Origin of the sequence: Pseudomonas sp. CH235 (genome assembly GCF_004368175.1) — a bacterium.
Classification (GTDB): Bacteria; Pseudomonadota; Gammaproteobacteria; order Pseudomonadales; family Pseudomonadaceae; genus Aquipseudomonas; species Aquipseudomonas paraglycinae.
In genome coordinates this window covers 211,947-226,720 of the sequence record NZ_RRZJ01000001.1, presented here as the reverse complement: position 1 = coordinate 226,720, position 14,774 = coordinate 211,947, and the positions used below count along the sequence as shown (strand labels likewise).

The following is a 14,774-nucleotide window of genomic DNA, read 5'->3' as shown; positions in this document are numbered from 1 at the left end:
TTGCCCGACGATGTCCGGCTGATGTCCGCGCTGAAGGAATGTTGCAGGATTGAAATATATGACCGGCGCATCGAAATGGTTTTAGATGCGCTTCTTTTGGGTTCATGGATTGCGCAAACGTGAGCAGATTGCTGATCGTCGATGACGACGGGGAAATTCTGTCCTTGCTGAAGAAGTTCTTCGTTCAGCACGGCTATCAGGTCGATGTCGCCGCCCATGGCGAGGCCATGTGGGCGGCCATTGCGCAGGCACGGCCGGACACGATCATCCTCGACCTGATGCTCCCCGGTGAGGGTGGCCTGAGCCTGTGCCAGAAAGTCCGGGCGCAGATGGGCATCCCGATCATCATGCTCACGGCCATGGCCGAGCTGAGCGACCGGATCGTCGGCCTGGAATTGGGCGCCGACGACTACCTGACCAAGCCCTTCGCCCCGCAGGAGTTGCTGGCCCGGGTGCGCGCGCTGCAACGCCGGGTCGGTGAGAACACGCCGTCCGGCGCCGAGCCTTCACGCCCGGTCATGGCCTTCGCCGGTTGGCATCTGGACATCACCTGCCGCGAATTGCGCTCGCCCGAAGGCGTGATGATTCCGATGTCCGCCGGCGAATTCGACCTGTTGCTGGTGTTGCTCGAACATCCGCAACGCATCCTGACCCGCGAACAACTGATCGACCTGACCCACGGCCAGGGCCACGACGCCTATGACCGCAGCATCGACGTGCAGATCAGCCGGCTGCGGCGCAAGATCGAACCGGACAGCAAGCGCCCGGACCTGATCCGCACCGTGCGCAACGGCGGCTACATGTTCACCGCCAAGGTCAGCCGCTCATGATCGGCCGGATGCTGCGGCGCGACACCCTCAGCCGGCGGATTGCCCTGACAATCGTCGCGGCCATGCTCGCTTCGCTGCTGCTCAATGCGCTGTTCGTTCAGGTCGCGGGGATCTGGGCCCGGCCACCGATCGAGCGCACCGGGCTGCTGGAGCAGATTGCCGCCACCACCCGAGTGATCGAAGCTGCGCCGGCGACCTTGCGCCCGCAACTGGCCAGTGCCGCCAGCAGCCCGATGCTTGAAGTGCTGTGGAAACCCCGTCGGGTCGACTTCGGTCTGCCGGGGGACGGCGAACAGGTTGAGGCCGGAAAAGTGCCGGCGCTGCGGCAATTGCTTGGCGATAACCGACAGATCGATGTGTTCAACCCCGATGACTGGCCCGCCGGCAGCCCTCGCGCGCATTACATGGCGCTGGTGCGGCTGGCCGATGACAGCTGGCTGTCTTTCACGCCGCCGGAGCGCAGTTGGGGCTTGAGTCTGAACGTGCGGATTGCCGTGATCGTTGCCCTGGGGCTGGTCGCCACCCTGCTGGTCGCCTGGCTCGCCACACGCCAACTGGCCCAGCCGTTGCAGCGCTTTGCCCATGCCGCGCGGCGTTTCGGCGGGGACCTGAAAGCGCCGCCGATCCACCTCGAAGGCCCCCATGAAATCCGTCAGGCCATCGTCGCCTTCAATACGATGCAGGCGCAGATCCAGCATTTCATCGGCGAACGCACGCACATGCTCGCCGCCATCTCCCACGATTTGCGCGCCCCACTGACCCGAATGCGCCTGCGCAGCGAATTCATGGAAGACCTCGATCATCAGGGCAAACTGATCCGTGACATCGAGGAAATGCAATCGATGATCAACGCCGCCCTTGCGTTCTTCCGGGAAGACACCCATCTGGAGCAATCCACCGCGTTCGATCTGTCGGAGTTGCTGCAAACCATCATCGATGACTACCGCGATCAGCACATCGACATCGGTTTCACCGTTCCGGCGCATGTGGTGTATGACGGCCGGCCGCTGGGCATCAAACGGGTCATCGTCAATCTGCTGGATAACGCCGTGAAATACGGACAGCGCCCGAGTGTGGCGCTGAGTTGCGATGACGCATCGATTCGCATCGAGGTCATTGACGAGGGGCCGGGGATTCCCGAGGACGCGCTGGAGCGGGTGTTCGATCCGTTCTTCCGTCTCGAGACCTCGCGCAACCGCGACACCGGCGGCGTCGGGCTGGGTCTCTCGGCGGCACGGGGGATCATTCGTGAACAAGGTGGCGAACTCAGTTTGCGTAACCGCCGCAGCGGAGGGTTACGCGCACGGGTTGAACTGCCGCATCGCTGAGGCCTATTCGTCACCCGGCGCTAGCAGCAGATTTGGCGCCAGCCGCTGATAACCGTCCTGAGCCAGGCGCATGTCGAGCAACAGACTGCCCAGATCCGCCGACAGCGCCTCGCCCTCCCCGTCGTTCTCCAGATACAGCAACTTCAGGTAGCTGTTGCAGCCCGGACAGACTTCGGCGCGCAACGGCGCCTGATTGGCGGCGTGGCGGTCATCCTCGAGGCTGAGGTATTCAAGCCCTTTGCTCTGCTCGCAATACACGCACTTGACCCGCACCACATGCCATTCGCAGGCGCACAGCGAACACACCAGATAACGCAGGCCGTTGTGCTTGCCGCGATGGCGGATCACCCCCGCCATGGCCGGCGAACCGCAGGCCGGGCACTGGCTGAGGCTGTCGCCAGGCGTCAGTTGCAGATTCGCTGCACTGAGCAGCCAGTGACTCCACGCCGCTTGCAGCGCCGCCCCGAGAAACGGCACCAGCGCCGCCGGCGCCAGCGAATACTGGCCGCTGACCAGCGCCACGGCCCACGCCCGTAGCTGACCGGGGCTGGCGATGCGCAGCGTGGTCACGGCTTCGACCACTGCCGGTTGCTCGGGGGCGACATAGCGCTGGAGCAAGGCTTCGAGATACAGCTGCCAGGTGTCCTCGCGAATCAAAGTGTCGGCGGCGAACGGTGGCATGCCGTGTTGCCGACAGACTTCCAGCCGCTGTTCATCAAGCGGCGCGGTCGAGGGCGGATCATCGAGGATCTGCTGCTGGACATGGCACAAACCGGCGATCAAGCGCAGGTAATCGGCCAGCGGATGCTCTTCGGCCAAGCGTTCCAGACGCTGGGCCCGCAGCATGAACAGGTTGTGCGGCGGCAGGTGCAGAAACGGCGGTGAACTGGCCGCCGCTTCGATTTCTCCGGGTTCAAGGATCGTTGGCAACTGTCAGCCCTTTTTTGTGACCGGTCGCTCTGGCGGATCTTGGCTTTCCACCTCGCGATACCAGAGTGCATGGTGTTTCCTGGCCCAGGCGCGGCTGACCCAGCCGTGCATCATCGCGTCCACCGAGCCCTTGATCCAGATTCCGGCATAGATGTGAACGATGATGCTCAGGATCAGCACAAACCCCGCCAGAGCGTGCAGCAACATCGCCCAGCGGATCGTGGTGATGCCGAAGTAATGACTGAAATACGCGCGCCAGATCACCAGCCCCGTGAACAGCAATCCGAGCATGCACAGCAGTAAAGTCCAGAACAGCAGCTTTTGCCCGGCGTTGTACTTGCCCACCGCCGGCACGGTTTCCTCGTCGTTGACCAGCACCCGGTCGATGCGTCGCAGCCACTTCCAGTCGTTGTCGATGAAGAAGTTCGAGCGCCAGAAACGAAACACCAGGCCAAGGAAGAACACGAACATCAGCACGCCCATGAACGGGTGCAGGATCCGCGTCCACGGCCCGCCGCCAAACAGGTGGGTCAGCCAGAACATCGACGGATGAAACAGCGCCAGCCCCGACAGCCCGGCCATGAAGAACAGAATCGCCACCAGCCAGTGATTGGTGCGCTGGTTGGCGGTGTAGCGCAGGATCGTCTTGTTGCTCATGGCCGGCCCTCCCCGCGTGGGTCGAAGGTGTGCACCGCCGGGTCGACGACGTGCACCGAGGTGTCGGGCGGTTCGGGATGTTCATCTTCCTCGACCCGGTTCGGGCCGATCCGCACGTAATGGAAGAACCCGGCCAGCACCGCCGCGCCCATGGCCAGCAGGCCCAGCGGTTTGCTGATGCCTTTCCACAAGCCCACCAGCGGGCTGATCTCGGGGTTGTCCGGCAGGCCGGCGTAGATTTTCGGGGTGTCGGCGTGGTGCAGCACGTACATGACGTGGGTACCGCCAACGCCTGCCGGGTCATACAGGCCGGCGTTGTCGAAACCACGGTTTTTCAGGTCGACGATGCGTTCGGCGGCGTGGGTTTTCATGTCGTCCTTGGTGCCGAACACGATGGCCCCGGTCGGGCAGGTTTTTACGCAGGCCGGTTCCAGCCCCACCGCCACCCGGTCCGAACACAGCGTGCATTTGTAGGCCTTGTGATCTTTCTGCGAAATGCGCGGGATGTTGAACGGGCACCCGGTGATGCAATAACCACAGCCGATGCAGTGGTCCTGATCGAAATCGACGATGCCGTTGGCGTGCTTGATGATCGCGCCGGGGCTGGGGCACGCCGCCAGGCAACCGGGTTCGGCACAGTGCATGCAGCCGTCCTTGCGGATCAGCCATTCGAGGTTGCCGGCGTCGGTTTCGTGCTCGGTGAAGCGCATCAGCGTCCATGAATCGGCGCTCAGATCCTGCGGATTGTCGTAGGTGCCGTGGTTGTGGCCGACCTCGTCGCGCAGCTCGTTCCATTCCGAGCACGCGACCTGGCAGGCCTTGCAGCCGATGCATTTGGTGGTGTCGATCAGCTTGGCCACCTGTTCCTGACCGCGTATCGAAGGCGCCGGCGTGGTGGTGGCCGAGCGGGCAATGATGTCTTGGCTGGCCATCTAAAGATTCTCCATCAGAGCTTCTCCACGTTGACCAGGAATGACTTGGATTCCGGGGTCTGTGTATTGCCATCGCCGAGGAACGGCACCAGGGTGTTGGTCAGGTAACCGTGGCGCGTCAGGCCGGTGAAGCCCCAGTGCAGCGGAATGCCGATCTGGTGCACCACCTGATTGTTGACCTGCAGCGGGCGGATCCTTTTGGTCACCACCGCCACCGCTTCAATAAACCCACGCTTGCAGCTGACCCGCACCCGGTCGCCGGCAGCGATGCCCTTCTCCTTGGCCAGCACTTCGCCGATTTCCACGAACTGCTCGGGTTGGGCAATCGCGTTCAACTTGCAGTGCTTGCTCCAGAAGTGGAAATGCTCGGTCAGCCGGTAGCTGGTCGCTGCATACGGGTAATCCTTGGCTACGCCTAGGCTGTCCCACACCGAATCGAAGATCCGCGCCGCCGGGTTGCTGGTGGCTTTCTTGTTGTCCGGGTGCAGCGGGTTGATGCCGATCGGCGTTTCGAACGGCTCGTAGTGCTCGGGGAATGGCCCTTCGTTCATCTTGTCGACGGCGAAGAACCGCGCCACACCTTCGGGGTTCATGATGAACGGGTTCATCCCGGCTTCCGGCGGCACGTCGGCCTTGTAGTCCGGCACATCGGTGCCGCCCCAGGCCTTGCCGTTCCACCAGACCAGGCGTTTTTTCGGATCCCACGGCTTGCCGGCGACGTCCGCCGAAGCGCGGTTGTACAGAATCCGCCGGTTGGCCGGCCAGGCCCACGCCCAGCCCTGATGCTGGTGCATGCCGTAAGGGTCGTTGTTGTCGCGACGGGCCATCTGGTTGCCGGCTTCGGTCCAGCTGCCGCAGAAGATCCAGCAGCCGGACGCGGTGCTGCCGTCATCCTTGAGCTGGGCGAACCCGGCCAGTTGCGCATTGCCCTTGATCGCCGCGCCGGTGGCGTCGGTGAAATCGGTGGTGGCGTAGCCGTTGATCTCTTTGGCGATCTCTTCCGGTGAGGGCTCTTCGGCAATCTTGTACGGCCACGACAGCTTCAACAGCGGATCGGCGAATTTGCCGCCCTCGGCCTGATAACGCTCACGCAGGCGCAGGAACAACGCACTCATGATGTGCACGTCGGTGCGCGCCTCGCCGGGGCCATCGGCGCCTTTCCAGTGCCATTGCAGCCAGCGGCTGCTGTTGACCAGCGAACCGTCCTCTTCGGCAAAACAGGTGGTCGGCAGGCGAATGACTTCGGTCTGGATGTCGGCGCTCTTCACATCGTTGTACGGCCCGACGTTTTCCCAGAACTGCGAGGTTTCGGTGGCCAGCGGGTCCATTACCACCAGCCATTTCAGTTTGGCCAGTGCCGCCATCACCCGGTTCTTGTCCGGCAACGCGGCGATCGGGTTGAAGCCCTGGCACATGTAGCCGTTGACCTTGCCCTGCCCCATCAGGTCGAACACCTTGAGGATGTCGTAGTTGGGGATGTCGAGCTTCGGCAAGTAGCTGTAGGCCCACTGGTTTTCGGCAGTGGCATTGGCGCCGTACCAGGCTTTCATCAGGCTGACGTGGAACTTGCTGTAGTTCTGCCAGTAGGACAATTGCCCCGGCCGCAACGGAACCTGGGTGCGTTTATGGATGTAGGCCGCGTAATCCTGCTCGGCGTCGGTCGGCAGGGTCAGGTAACCCGGCAGCGCGTTGGACAGCAGGCCAAGGTCTGTCAGGCCCTGAATGTTCGAGTGCCCGCGCAAGGCGTTGACCCCGCCGCCCGGCATGCCGACGTTGCCCAGCAACAGTTGCACCATCGCTGCGCTGCGTATTATCTGCGAGCCGATCGAGTGCTGGGTCCAGCCCAGCGCGTAGAGAATGGTCATGGTCTTGCCCGGTGCCGAGCAAGTAGCGATTTCCTCCCAGATCTTTTTCATCGCATCGACCGGCATGCCGCAGATCTGGCTCGCCAGGTCGATGTTGTAGCGGCTGTAATGCTGCTTCATCAGTTGATAGACGCAGCGCGGGTCCTGCAGGCTCGGGTCGACTTTGACGAAGCCGTCCTCGCCCAGTTCGTAACCCCAGGTGGATTTGTCGGTGTAACTGCGTTTGGCCGCGTCGTAACCGGTGAACAGTCCGTCCTCGAAGCCGAAACCGGCTTTGACGATAAACGACACGTCGGTGTAGTTGCGCACGTATTCGTGCTGGATCTTGTCCTCGGTCAACAGGTAATTGATCAGCCCGCCCATGAACGCGATGTCGCTGCCGGTGCGGATTGGCGCGTAGTAATCGGCTACGGACGCGGTCCGGGTAAACCTCGGATCGACCACAATCAGCCGCGCGGCGTTGTGCGCCTTGGCTTCGGTCACCCATTTGAAGCCGCAAGGATGGGCTTCTGCTGCGTTGCCACCCATCACCAGGATCAGATTCGCGTTGGCGATATCGGTCCAGGTGTTGGTCATGGCTCCACGGCCGTACGTCGGGGCAAGACTTGCCACCGTCGGGCCGTGTCAGACACGCGCCTGGTTATCGAACCCCAGCATGCCGAGACTGCGAACCACCTTGTGGGTGATGTAGCCCGCTTCGTTGGACGCTGCCGACGCTGCGAGGAAACCGGTGGTCAGCCAGCGATTGACCGTCTGGCCCTGGGCGTTCTGTTCGACGAAATTGGCGTCGCGGTCGGCCTTCATCAGGTCGGCGACGCGGTCGAGGGCTTCGTCCCAGGTGATCCGGGTCCATTCGCTGCTGCCGGGTTTGCGCACCTGCGGGTACTGCAAGCGGCCGGGGCTGTGAATGAAGTCCAGCAGGCCGGCGCCTTTCGGGCAGAGGGTGCCGCGGTTGACCGGGTGGTCGGCGTCGCCCTCGATATGGATGATGTTTTGCGCAACGTTCTTCGCGGCATCGCCCTGGCTGTACATGATCAAGCCGCAACCGACCGAGCAATACGGGCAGGTGTTGCGGGTTTCATGGGTGTGGGCAAGCTTGAAGTGGCGCACCTGCTCGGCGAAGGCCTGCGTCGGGGCCATGCCCAACGCGCCCAGGCTAGAGCCTGCAAGGCCGATACCGGCGACCTTGAAGAACTGACGACGGCTGAGATCCATCGTGCACTCCTGATCAGGTGGAACCCGGTACTGGTGCCGGGTTTGTTCTGGACAATCACGGTTGCGGCAGACGAGTGCCGACTTTTTCACTGTAGACAAAGCTCCCGCCGCTTGTGTGAAAACCGACCGTCGGCCATTCATCGGTCACAAGTTCGCGCCCACAGGGGATGGGGGTTTATCATCGCCGGCACGACCCATCTCCGCCTCAGAGACCGCGCATGACTTTCGATTTTGATCAGGTATTCGACCGCCACGACACCGGCAGCACCAAGTGGAGCCGCTATCCGGCCGACGTGTTGCCGATGTGGGTCGCTGACATGGATTTCGCCGCGCCGCCGGTGGTCATCGAGGCGCTGCAACAACGCCTGCTGCACCCATTGGTGGGCTACAGCGTGGCCCAGGACAATCTGCGCGAGGCCGTCGTCGCCGACCTCTGGAACAAGTTCGCCTGGCGGGTCCAACCGCAAGAGCTGATCTTCCTGCCGGGCGTGGAGTCGGGTTTCAACATGGCGCTCAAGGCGCTGGTGCAACCGCAGCAGAACGTCGTGGTGCAAACTCCGAATTACCCGCCGCTGCGCCATGCACCTGGCCATTGGGGCCTGAACAAGGTCGAGCTGGAATTCAACGCCCAGGCCGACGGCAGCTACGCCACCCCGCTGGACGCACTGCGTGAATCCCTGACCGGTGGCGGCGCCCTGCTGCTGAGCAACCCTCACAACCCGATCGGCAAAGTCTTCGGCCGTGAAGAACTGCAAGCGGTAGCGGACATCTGCGTGGCGCAGGACGCCTGGATCATCTCCGACGAGATCCACGCCGAGCTGTGCTACGACGGTCGCGTCCACATTCCGACTGCGTCCCTGAGCCCGGAAATATCCCGCCGCACCATCACTTTGATGTCGGCGAGCAAGGCCTACAACATCGCCGGTCTCAAGACTTCGTTCATGATCATCCAGGACGCCGCCCTGCGTGAACGCGTCAACCACGCCCGTTGCGGCATGGTCGACAGCGTCAACCCGCTGGGCATGGAAGCCACCCGCGTGGCCTACAGCGAAGCCGGTCCGTGGCTAGAGGCGCTGAAGCAGTATCTGCAAGCCAACCGTGACTGGCTGGTGGACGCCGTGCGCAGCCGTTTGCCCGGCGTGACCCTCAATGTGCCGCAAGGCACGTATCTGGCCTGGCTCGATTGCTCGGCGCTGGATCTGGACGACCCGCAGAAATTCTTCCTGGAACACGCACGGGTCGGCCTCAGCCCGGGTCTGGATTTTGGCGATCAAAGCCAGCAGTTCGTGCGCCTGAACTTCGGTTGCCCGCGTTCGATGCTCGAAGAAGGCATTGCGCGGATGGAGCGAGCCCTCGAGTCCCGGTAATCAAGTCAGGGCAAACCCGAGCGTCAATCCGATCGAACTCACCGCAGACGGGCCGGGTCAACCGGCCTACCTGTCCTGAGACCCGGAGATTGACGATGACCGACTATCCAAAACCCCCGTTCCCGAAACAGGCGCAGCCGGTTCCCGGCTCCCAGCGCAAGATGGAGCCCTACCCCGATTGCGGCGAGCAAAGCTACACCGGCTCCGGCCGGTTGGCCGGCAAGATCGCCCTGATCACCGGTGCCGACAGTGGCATCGGCCGTGCGGTGGCCATTGCCTTCGCCCGCGAAGGTGCCGATGTGGCGGTCGCCTATTTGAATGAACATGAAGATGCCAAGGAAACCGCGCGCTGGGTCGAACAGGCCGGTCGCCAGTGCCTGTTGCTGCCCGGTGACATTGCGCAGAAAGCCCAGTGCCAGGCGTTGGTGGATCAAACCGTCGAGCGCTTCGGCCGCATCGACGTGCTGGTCAACAACGCGGCTTTCCAGATGACCCACGAAACCTTCGAGGAGATTCCCGACGACGAATGGGTGATGACCTTCGACGTCAACATCACCGCGATCTTCCGTCTGTGCCAGGCTGCCATCAAACACATGGGACCTGGCTCCTCCATCATCAACACCAGTTCGATCAACTCGGACATGCCCAAGCCCACCCTGCTCGCCTACGCCACCACCAAAGGCGCCATCGCCAATTTCACCGGTGGTCTGGCGCAAATGCTCGGCCCGAGGGAAATCCGCGTGAATTGCGTGGCACCGGGGCCGATCTGGACGCCGCTGATCGTCTCGACCATGCCGGATGAGGAAGTGCAGAACTTTGGCGGGCAAACGCCACTCGGCCGCCCCGGCCAGCCGGTGGAGGTCGCGCCGATCTATGTGCTGCTGGCGTCTGATGAAGCCAGCTACATCACGGGCCAGCGCTATGGCGTGAGCGGCGGCAAACCGATGCTCTGAACCACTTGCCAGAAAAAGTGAACCGCTGGACAAGGCGACCTCTCCATACCTTCATGGCCCGTTCGGGTTGCAAGAGATCAGGAGGTCGTCATGTCTGCGCCCATTATCAAACTCTTCACCCAGCCGAACTTTGCCTGGACTGACATCCGCCGCGAAGAAGAGGCCCACCCGCGTCATTACCTTGCTCACCTGCTGTTGCTCGCCCTCGTCCCGGCGGTGTGTCTGTTCATCGGCACCACCTATGTCGGCTGGAGCCTGGCGGTGGGTGAAACCGTCAGGCTCAGCAGTGCCAGCGCGTTGCAGCTGAGTGTCCTGCTCTATATCACCATCGTGGTCGGCGTGGCGATCATTGGCGGATTCATTCGCTGGATGTCGCGCACCTTCGATGCGCGGCCGACGCTCAACCAGTGCATCGGTTTCGCGGCATACACCGTCACCCCGTTTTTCATCGCCGGGCTCGCCGGCCTGTATCCCAGCCGCTGGCTGGCGGTGCTGGTACTTGGCGCGGCGTCGATCTATTCGACGTTTCTGCTGTTCGTTGGCCTGCCGACTTTCATGCACGAGCGCAAGGAACAGGGTTTGCTGTATTCGGCCAGCGTCTGGGGTGTCGCGCTGCTGGTGCTGGTGACGTTGTTGGTGTCGATGATTCTGCTGTGGTTTAACGTGCTGACGCCGGAATACCTGCGCACGACTGCGGGTTAGGCCGGTTATGTCGGGGCGGCATCGAACTGACCTTACGGGCCGCGCGTCATGAGCTTCATCATCTGGGTGGCGGTGCTCGGTGCCGTGCTGCTGACCCTGGCGCTGACATCGTCGTACCTGCGCTGGATGCCGGTGACGACCTCGGCTGTTTGCCTGCTGCTGGGTGTGGGCATCGGGCCGGCAGGGCTCGATCTGCTGAAACTGCCGCTGGACGAAGCCTCTTTGTGGATGGAGCACCTGACTGAAGTCGCGGTGCTGTTTTCCCTGTTCGTCTGCGGTTTGAAGTTGCGTTTGCCATTGCGCGACAGACGTTGGCGGATTGCATTCGGTCTGGCGGGTCCGGTGATGGTGCTGACGATCATCGGCGTCTGTCTGTTGCTGCATTTTGGCCTGGATCTGAATTGGGGCCCTTCGCTGTTGATCGGCGCGATTCTGGCTCCGACCGACCCGGTGCTCGCAGCGCTGGTACAGGTCAACGATGCGCGGGACGTCGACAGCGTGCGCTTCGGCCTGTCCGGCGAGGCCGGGCTCAACGACGGCGTTGCATTCCCCTTCGTGATCCTCGGGCTGTTGCTGCTGAACGGTGAAGGGTTTGCCGCCGAGTGGCCCGACTGGGTACTGCGCAGCCTTGTGTGGGCGGTTCCGGCCGGGTTGCTTTGTGGCTACTGGATGGGCCGTGGCATCGGTCGTCTGACCCTCTCGCTGCGCATCCGCAACGATGACAGCACTCTGAGCCCGAATGACTATCTGGCCCTGGCGTTGATTGCGCTGGCCTACGTGGTGGCTGAATCCATCGGTGGCTACGGTTTTCTGTCGGTATTCGCCGCCGGCCTCGGCTTGCGACAGGAGGAAGTCAAATCCACCGGCGCCCATCAACCACCCGCCGAACACATGGTGCAACCGGTTGTCGGTCATCAGAATGTCGAGCCGCAGCAGGCGGTGCACGGCGATACCGAGCGGCTGGAAGACAGCCAGGTGGCCGCCGGCATCATGATGGGCGACATGCTCGCCTTCGGCGGTCTGGTCGAGCGGGCGATGGAAGTGTTTCTGGTTACCCTGCTGGGCGTGGTGCTGGTCAGTCACTGGGACTGGCGGGCGCTGCTGGTCGGCGGCGTGCTGTTCTGTTTCATTCGCCCTGCCTGCGTGGCTTTGATGCCGTGGGGATCGTTATTGGCTGGGCGCCAACGGTTATTGATCGGCTGGTTCGGCATTCGTGGCATCGGCAGTCTGTTCTACCTCTTCTATGCGCTGAACCATGGGCTGGGCGACAGCGTGGGCACGCTGTGTACCGACCTGACCCTGTCGGTGGTGGCGCTGAGCATTCTGCTGCACGGCATCAGCACCCAGCCGATTCTTGCCCGCTACGAGCGGCGTAAAAAACCGGTCAATCCTAAACGAGATGGCCGTTGAACGCGGTGGTGTTTCAGCCTCCCGGGTTGGTCACCTGAATGTAGAAGGCATAAGTGCCGAGCAACATCCAGAATGTGGCAAAGATCCACGGCGTACGAATGGAAAACAGCAGTGACTTGCGATACCCCTTGTGGCTCGACTCCATTTCGCTGAACAGCGGCGATTCGTCATAAGCCAGACCCATCAGGGGTTCGCTGCGCAGCAATTCACTCTGCTTGAAATGCCAATGATCGATGATGTCGTAGGCGGCACGAATCCCCGGCCAGGCATTGAGCGAACTGAGCAGGCCGAGCAAGGCCAGGAACGGTGGCACCACCAGGGTGAACAACTTGCCCCACTCGGGGTTGAGGTTGGCCATGCAGGACGCGAAGGCAATCACCAGAAACGATTGCGCGGCCAGGTAGGCATCGGTGCGGTTGGCCAGGATGCTGGTTTCGTACTGGATTTCCCGTCGGTAGAAATCCAGCCGTTCCTTGGGTGAACCGAACATTTTGGCGTTATGTTCGTTGAGGGTCTCTTCGGCGGTCGGTTGGGTCAATATGCGTGGCACGATGGAACGCTCCGAAACAAAGCGTTTGGAGGCGCCACGTCTCGGACAAGTTCAGCCCGATTGTGCCTCCGGTTCACTTTATCGACTGGGCAATGATCTCCACCAGATTCAGCTGATTGAACGGTTTCGACAGTCGCGGCAAGCCCGCTGCAAAACCTTCGAGGCGCTCGGCATAACCGGTGGCGAGGATGATCGGCAGGTCCGGTTTGAGCAGGCGCACCGCATGAGCCAGTTGCGCGCCGCTCATCTGTGGCATGGCCATGTCGGTGATCATCAGATCGATGACCTCGCCCTGATCGAACAGCTCCAGCGCCTGGGCACCGGAAGTTGCGCTGATCACCCGATGGCCGAGGTCTTCCAGCAGCAGGACCGTGCTGGTGCGCACCAGACTGTCGTCGTCCACCACCAGCACGCTGAGGCGCGGCACTGTATCGGTGGACACCATCGGGCCAAGCGGTTTGGCGACAACACCGTCGATGGCTACCGGCAACCACAGTTCAGCGGTGGTGCCCTGCCCCTTTGTACTTTTCAGAATGAAGCGGCCACCCAGTTGTTCGATGAAACCCTGGACCATCGACAATCCCAGACCGGTGCCCTTGCCCAAGCCCTTGGTGGTGAAAAACGGATCGCTCGCCGACGCCAGGGTGGCGGCGTCCATGCCTTCACCGGTATCGGTGACCCTCAGGCACACGTAGCGCCCAGCTGCCAGGCTTGTGTCGTTCTGTTCGAGCACCACTTCGGGCTCGGCACTGATCGTGACGTTGCCTCCTTCGGGCATGGCATCACGGGCATTGGTCGCCAGATTGAGCACCGCCAGTTCGAGTTGGTTGCTGTCGGCCAGCACCGCTTGCAGGTCTTCGGGAAACTGCGTTTCGATGCGGATCCCCGGCCCCAGTGAACTGCGCAACAGCCCGGTGATGCCCTGCACCAGTTTCGGGATTTCGATCGGTTCGGTCTTGAGCTCCTGACGCCGGGCAAAAGCCAGCATGCGCTGGGTCAGCGACACGCCGCGCAAGGCGCCCTGGGTGGCGTTCTCCAGCAGACGGCTGACTTTCGGGTCATCGCCCAGGCGTTTGCGCACGATTTCCAGGTTGCCGAGGATCACCGTCAGCAGATTGTTGAAGTCGTGGGCGATACCGCCGCTGAGTTGGCCGATAGCCTGCACTTTCTGCGCCTGGAACAGCGCTTCACGGGTTTTTTCCAGGGCCTGTTGCGCCTGGGTAGCCTCGGTGACGTCGCGGGTAATCTTGGCAAAACCGAGCAAAGTGCCGGTGTCGCCGCGAATCGCATCGACCACCACATGGGCCAGAAACCGCGTGCCGTCCTTGCGCAGGCGCCAGCTCTTGTTCTCGAAACGGCCCTCGCGCACCGCAGTTTCCAGGGCGCGCTGGGGTTCACCGGCGTCACGGTCTTCCGGGGTGTAGAACATCGAGAAATGCTTGCCGATGACCTCATCCGGCTTGTAACCCTTGATCCGCTGCGCGCCGGGATTCCAGTTGGTCACCCGGCCTTCGGGGCTGAGCATGTAGATCGCATAGTCGGTGACGCCCTGCACCAGCAGGCGAAACTGCTGTTCGCTCTGCTTGAGGGTTTCTTCGGCCATTTTGCGGTCGGTCAGGTCGCGGGTGATCTTGGCAAACCCGAGCAGTTGCCCGCCCGGGCTGAAAATCGGATCGATCACCACGTGGCACCAGAAGTGCGTGCCGTCCTTGCGTACCCGCCAGCCTTCACCCTCGAACCGGCCCTCGCGGATCGCCGTGTCCAGCGCCCGCTGCGGCAAACCGTTAGCACGGTCTTCATCGGTGTAGAACCGGGAAAAGTGTTCGCCGAGGATCTCCGCCTCTTCATATCCCTTGAAGCGCTTTGCGCCGGAGTTCCAGCTGGTAATGATCCCCTCGGGGTCGATCATGTAGATCGCATAATCGACGACCGCATCGATCAGCAAACGAAAGCGCATGTCTTCGATTGCAGCGGACTTCTTGTTCTCGCTCATCAGGCTTGGCTCAAAGCAGGTTTTCAATGACTGGAGTATGCG

12 protein-coding genes are annotated in these 14,774 nt (G+C 62.2%); 6 read left to right on the top strand and 6 right to left on the bottom strand.

Annotated elements, in window-relative coordinates; all coding sequences use genetic code 11:
- Positions 1 to 104: 104 nt before the first annotated feature.
- Together EIY71_RS00930 and EIY71_RS00925 are read left to right on the top strand one after the other, a co-directional pair.
- A complete protein-coding gene (locus tag EIY71_RS00930; protein ID WP_102686172.1) occupies positions 105 to 830 on the top strand; it encodes a response regulator in 726 nt (241 codons plus the stop codon).
- Positions 827 to 2,158, top strand: a complete 1,332-nt coding sequence (locus tag EIY71_RS00925) for an ATP-binding protein (protein ID WP_134019968.1) — start codon at positions 827 to 829, stop codon at positions 2,156 to 2,158. The genes EIY71_RS00930 and EIY71_RS00925 overlap by 4 nt, the downstream gene beginning before the upstream one ends.
- Positions 2,159 to 2,161: 3 nt before the next feature.
- On the opposite strand, the gene fdhE is transcribed toward EIY71_RS00925, so the two are convergent.
- From fdhE to fdnG, 4 genes are read right to left on the bottom strand one after another with little or no spacing between them, the layout of a single operon-like run.
- Entirely contained in the window at positions 2,162 to 3,088 is a 927-nt protein-coding gene (fdhE, locus tag EIY71_RS00920) for a formate dehydrogenase accessory protein FdhE (protein ID WP_134019965.1), read from the bottom strand.
- Positions 3,089 to 3,091: 3 nt separating this feature from the next.
- A complete protein-coding gene (locus EIY71_RS00915; protein WP_064381623.1) occupies positions 3,092 to 3,745 on the bottom strand; it encodes a formate dehydrogenase subunit gamma in 654 nt (217 codons plus the stop codon).
- Positions 3,742 to 4,677 (bottom strand): formate dehydrogenase subunit beta, encoded by a 936-nt coding sequence (gene fdxH / locus EIY71_RS00910; RefSeq protein ID WP_134019962.1) that lies wholly within the window; start codon positions 4,675 to 4,677, stop codon positions 3,742 to 3,744. Before fdxH ends, EIY71_RS00915 begins: the two co-directional genes overlap by 4 nt.
- Before the next feature lie 14 nt (positions 4,678 to 4,691).
- Entirely contained in the window at positions 4,692 to 7,757 is a 3,066-nt protein-coding gene (gene fdnG / locus EIY71_RS00905) for a formate dehydrogenase-N subunit alpha (protein WP_166673411.1), read from the bottom strand.
- A 218-nt stretch (positions 7,758 to 7,975) separates the two neighbouring features.
- Here fdnG and EIY71_RS00895 point away from each other — a divergent pair, with 218 nt between their 5' ends.
- The 4 genes from EIY71_RS00895 to EIY71_RS00880 all read left to right on the top strand — a co-directional run bounded on the left by EIY71_RS00895 (position 7,976) and on the right by EIY71_RS00880 (position 12,189).
- A complete protein-coding gene (locus tag EIY71_RS00895) occupies positions 7,976 to 9,124 on the top strand; it encodes a MalY/PatB family protein (protein WP_134019955.1) in 1,149 nt (382 codons plus the stop codon).
- A 95-nt stretch (positions 9,125 to 9,219) separates the two neighbouring features.
- Entirely contained in the window at positions 9,220 to 10,077 is an 858-nt protein-coding gene (locus EIY71_RS00890; protein ID WP_134019953.1) for a glucose 1-dehydrogenase, read from the top strand.
- A gap of 90 nt (positions 10,078 to 10,167) precedes the next feature.
- The gene (locus tag EIY71_RS00885) at positions 10,168 to 10,779 is read left to right on the top strand and encodes a Yip1 family protein (protein WP_085610274.1); all 612 of its coding nucleotides are present in this window, start codon (positions 10,168 to 10,170) and stop codon (positions 10,777 to 10,779) included.
- 48 nt (positions 10,780 to 10,827) lie between these two features.
- Positions 10,828 to 12,189, top strand: a complete 1,362-nt coding sequence (locus EIY71_RS00880; protein ID WP_102686180.1) for a sodium:proton antiporter — start codon at positions 10,828 to 10,830, stop codon at positions 12,187 to 12,189.
- A 13-nt stretch (positions 12,190 to 12,202) separates the two neighbouring features.
- On the opposite strand, the gene EIY71_RS00875 is transcribed toward EIY71_RS00880, so the two are convergent.
- Both EIY71_RS00875 and EIY71_RS00870 read right to left on the bottom strand, forming a co-directional pair.
- Positions 12,203 to 12,739: a hypothetical protein gene (locus EIY71_RS00875; protein ID WP_102686181.1), complete on the bottom strand. Its 537-nt coding sequence runs from the start codon at positions 12,737 to 12,739 to the stop codon at positions 12,203 to 12,205.
- Between the two features lie 73 nt (positions 12,740 to 12,812).
- Positions 12,813 to 14,732, bottom strand: a complete 1,920-nt coding sequence (locus EIY71_RS00870; protein WP_134019950.1) for a PAS domain-containing sensor histidine kinase — start codon at positions 14,730 to 14,732, stop codon at positions 12,813 to 12,815.
- Positions 14,733 to 14,774 lie beyond the last annotated feature (42 nt).